This is a genomic window from Methylobacterium sp. FW306-05-D (assembly GCF_058782155.1).
In genome coordinates, this window is the sequence record NZ_JBYSXL010000148.1 from 1 (window position 1) to 4,131 (window position 4,131).

Sequence of the window (4,131 nt, forward strand, 5' to 3'; positions counted from 1 at the left end):
GAAGAAGCCCGTCGCCCAGGCCCCGAAGGCCGCCAAGCCGTCCGACAAGGCGGCCGCGGCCAAGGGAGACGGCAAGGTCGAGTCGAAAGCGGCCAAGGGCGAGGCGAAGGGCGTCGATCCGAAGGCGGCCGCCAAGGTCGCGGCCGTGGGCGCGCCCACCGCGGCGGCGGCCCCGGAGGCGGACGACGCCACCGTGATCGCGCAGGCCAACGCCTACTTCAACGGCATGACCACGCTCACCGGCAATTTCGTCCAGGTCGGCCCGGACGGGCGCCGCATCGGCGGCAGGCTGACCCTCGCCAAGCCCGGCCGCCTGCGCTTCGACTACGACCAGCCCTCCCCCCTGGAGATCGTGGCCGACGGCACCTCGGTGGCGGTCAAGGACCGCAAGCTCGGCACCCAGGACCTCTACTTTATCTCGCAGACGCCCCTGAAATTCCTGCTGCGCGAGAAGATCGACCTCGCCCGCGACCTCTCCGTCACCGACGTGGCGAACGATCCGGGCGGCCTGCGGATCTCCCTGGAGGACCGCTCGACGCTCGGCGGCACCTCGCGGATCCAGCTGTTCTTCGACCCCGAGGTGAAAACCCTGAGCCAGTGGCGGATCACCGACCCGCAGGGCTACCAGACCACGGTGCAGCTCGCGAACCTGCAGAAGGGCCGCCCCGTCGAGGGCAGCCTGTTCTTCATCAATTACGGGCGTACCGAGGACAAGGCGGCCGAGCGCCAGATCCGGGCGCAGTAGGCCGCCGGTCTCGAGGCGCCCCCGGCGAGGCCGAATTCCAAGGCGGCGGTTTTGCCGCCCGCGTCGTCATTCCGGGCCCTGCTTCGCAATCCCGGAATGACGGTGGGGTTCGTCTGAGATTCAGCCCTGTGAGCGCCGCCGGCTTTCGCGCGCCCGGCATTGCGCACCCGACCTTGTCGGGCCGGGGCCGATGCGGCTAAGCGTCGGGCTCGCTTGAGGACGAGCCATGCACGACATCCGCGCCATCCGCGAGAATCCGGACGCCTTCGACGCGGCCCTGCGCCGCCGCGGGCTGGCGCCGCTCGCCGAAGAGCTGATCGCCCTGGACGACGCGCGCAAATCCGCGATCTCGGCCGCGCAAGCCAACCAGGAACGCCGCAACGCGCTCGCCAAGGAGATCGGCGGCGCCAAGAAGGCTAAGGACGAGGACCGGGCGCAGGCGCTGATGGCCGAGGTCGCCCGCCTGAAGGACGAGGCCCCGGCCCTAGAGGCCGCTCAGGCCGAGGCGGGGAAGGCCCTCGACGACCGCCTCGCCGCGATCCCGAACCGCCCGAACCCGGAGGTGCCCGAGGGCGCCGACGAGCACGGCAACGTCGAGTACCGGGCCTTCAAGGCCCAGCGCCCGCGGCTCGCCACGGGCCGCCAGCACTTCGAGATCGGCGAGGCCTCGGGCCTGATGGATTTCGAGGCCGCCGCCCGGATGTCCGGCGCCCGCTTCGTGGTGCTCAAGGGCCAGCTCGCCCGCCTAGAGCGGGCGCTCGGGCAGTTCATGCTCGACCTGCACACCGGCGAGCACGGCTACACCGAGGTCGCGCCGCCGATCCTCGTGCGCGACGAGGCGATGTTCGGCACGGCGCAGCTGCCGAAGTTCCGGGACGACCAGTTCCAGGCGGGCGAGCACTGGCTCATCCCCACGGCGGAAGTCCCCCTCACCAACCTCGTGCGCGAGAGCATCCTGCGCGAGGAAGAACTTCCCCTGCGCTTCACCGCCCTCACCCCGTGCTTCCGGGCCGAGGCCGGCTCGGCGGGGCGCGACACCCGCGGCATGCTGCGCCAGCACCAGTTCAACAAGGTCGAGCTCGTCTCGATCACCACGCCGGAGCAATCGGCGGACGAGCACGAGCGCATGCTCGGCTCGGCGGAGGCCGTGCTGAAGAAGCTCGACCTGCCCTACCGGATCATGACGCTGTGCACCGGCGACATGGGCTTCGCCTCCCAGAAGACCTACGACATCGAGGTCTGGATGCCGGGTCAGGAGACCTTCCGCGAGATCTCGTCCTGCTCGGTCTGCGGCGACTTCCAGGCGCGGCGGATGAACGCGCGGGTGCGCGCCCGGGATGGCAAGGCGGTGAATTTCGTCCACACCCTCAACGGGTCCGGCGTGGCCGTGGGCCGCGCGCTCATCGCCGTGATGGAGAACTACCAGAACCCGGATGGCAGCGTCACGGTGCCGTCGGTGCTGAAGGCCTATATGGGCGGGATCGACCGGATCGAGGGGTTCAAGAGCTGATGCGCATTCTCGTCACCAACGACGACGGCATCCACGCGCCGGGGCTCGAGACCCTGGAGGGGATCGCCCGGGCCATCTCGGACGACGTCTGGGTGGTGGCGCCGGAGACCGACCAGTCCGGCGTCTCGCACTCCCTCTCGCTGAACGATCCCCTGCGCCTGCGCCAGGTCGCCGAGAAGCGCTTCGCCGTGAAGGGCACGCCGTCCGACTGCGTGATCATGGGCGTGCGCCACATCCTCAAGGACCATGGGCCGGACCTCGTGCTCTCGGGCGTCAACCGGGGCCAGAACGTCGCGGAGGACGTGACCTATTCGGGCACCATCGCGGCGGCCATGGAGGGCACGATCCTCAACGTGAAGTCGATCGCGCTGAGCCAGGCCTACGGCGCCGGCGGCCGGGGCGCCATCAAGTGGCACTGCGCCGCCGAGCACGGCCCGGGCGTGGTGCGAAAGATTCTCGACATCGGGATCGAGCCCGGCATCGTGATCAACGTGAACTTTCCGGACTGCGAGCCCGGCGAGGTCCTGGGCACGGCGGTGGCCGCGCAGGGGTTTCGCAATCAGGCGCTGCTCGCCATCGACGCCCGCCAGGACGGGCGCGGCAACCCCTATTTCTGGCTCGCCTTCGCCAAGGCGACGTTCCAGCCCGGAAACGGCACCGACCTCAAGGCCATCGCCGAGAAGCGCATCTCGGTCACGCCGCTGCGCCTCGACCTCACGGACGAGCCGAGCCTGACGCGCTTCGCGCAAGGGTTCTCGGAGGCGGGACGCGCGCGGTAGCCCCGAGGGACGCGAGACCGGTCGAGATCCAGCCATGATGCACGAGGGCTCGATCGAGGATGCCGCCTTCGTCATGGCCCTGCGGGGCCGGGGCGTGCGCGACACCGACACCCTGCGGGCGATGGAACGGGTGCCGCGCGAGCGCTTCGCCCCGGCCCATCACCGCGACCTCGCCCGGCGCGACCTCGCCCTGCCGCTGGCCTGCGGGCAGACCATGACGGCGCCGACCACCGTGGCGGCGATGCTGAAGACCCTGGCCCTGCGCCCCGGCGCCCGCATCCTCGAGATCGGCACCGGCTCGGGCTACGTCACCGCCCTGCTGCTGCGCCTCGGCGCCGCCCATGTGCGCAGCCTCGAGCGCTACGCCACCCTGGCGGACGATGCCCGCGACAACCTGGTGCCGGAGGACCGGCTGCTCGCCACGATCACCGTCGGGGACGGGCTGCATCCGGCGACCCTGCGCGGGGCGGAGCCCTTCGACCGCATCCTCCTCAACGGCACGGTGCCGGCGATCCCCGACCACCTCGCCGGCCTGCTGGCGCCGGGCGGCCGCCTCGTCGCCCCGGTCGGGCGGCCGGAGGCGGCGGGCCTCGTCACCTGGACGCGGGGACCGGACGGCACCCTGGAGGCGCGCCCCGGTGCGGCCGTCCGGCTGGCGCCGCTCACCCCCGGGCGTGCCCGCGTCCTGTAGGGCGAAAGGTTCCCGCGCGCGTCCCTTCGTGGCGCAAACGTAGTGAATCGGAACGGTTGCTTAACCTGAATCCGGTTTGAATGACGTCATCAAGTTGCGTCAGGCAAACAGGTGCGTCGATGCGGGTTCGCGGGACTGGTCGAGGGTTGAGGACGCTGTCGCGTTTCGCGCTCATCGGCGTGATTGGAGGCGGTGCGGCCGCCTGTTCTTCGGATGCGTCCCGGTTGGGCGATCCCTTCGGCAATCCGTTTGCCTCGAACCTGTCGAGCGAGCCCGCCGCGACGGGCAGCCTGCCCGACGGCGAGATCGCCCCGGCGCCGGTGGTGCGCACCAGCCGCATCCAGTCCCAGGCCCTCGGGGCCCCGGGCGCTGCGATGTCGCCCCGCCCGATGGCGGCGGCTCCCGC

At 71.1% G+C, this 4,131-nt stretch carries 4 protein-coding genes and 1 pseudogene; all 5 read left to right on the plus strand.

Annotated elements, in window-relative coordinates:
* Positions 1 to 745: outer-membrane lipoprotein carrier protein LolA (locus AC3WLN_RS23745; RefSeq protein ID WP_492485403.1), on the plus strand; the 745-nt coding region annotated here is incomplete at its 5' end.
* A gap of 226 nt (positions 746 to 971) precedes the next feature.
* Complete coding sequence (serS, locus tag AC3WLN_RS23750; RefSeq protein WP_492485405.1) at positions 972 to 2,255, plus strand: serine--tRNA ligase; 1,284 nt, start codon at positions 972 to 974, stop codon at positions 2,253 to 2,255.
* Positions 2,255 to 3,034, plus strand: a complete 780-nt coding sequence (gene surE / locus AC3WLN_RS23755) for a 5'/3'-nucleotidase SurE (RefSeq protein ID WP_492485407.1) — start codon at positions 2,255 to 2,257, stop codon at positions 3,032 to 3,034. The genes serS and surE overlap by 1 nt, the downstream gene beginning before the upstream one ends.
* Positions 3,035 to 3,068: 34 nt before the next feature.
* A complete protein-coding gene (locus AC3WLN_RS23760) occupies positions 3,069 to 3,725 on the plus strand; it encodes a protein-L-isoaspartate O-methyltransferase family protein (protein ID WP_492485409.1) in 657 nt (218 codons plus the stop codon).
* 119 nt (positions 3,726 to 3,844) lie between these two features.
* Positions 3,845 to 4,131, plus strand: a pseudogene (locus tag AC3WLN_RS23765) (hypothetical protein); the annotation flags it as partial.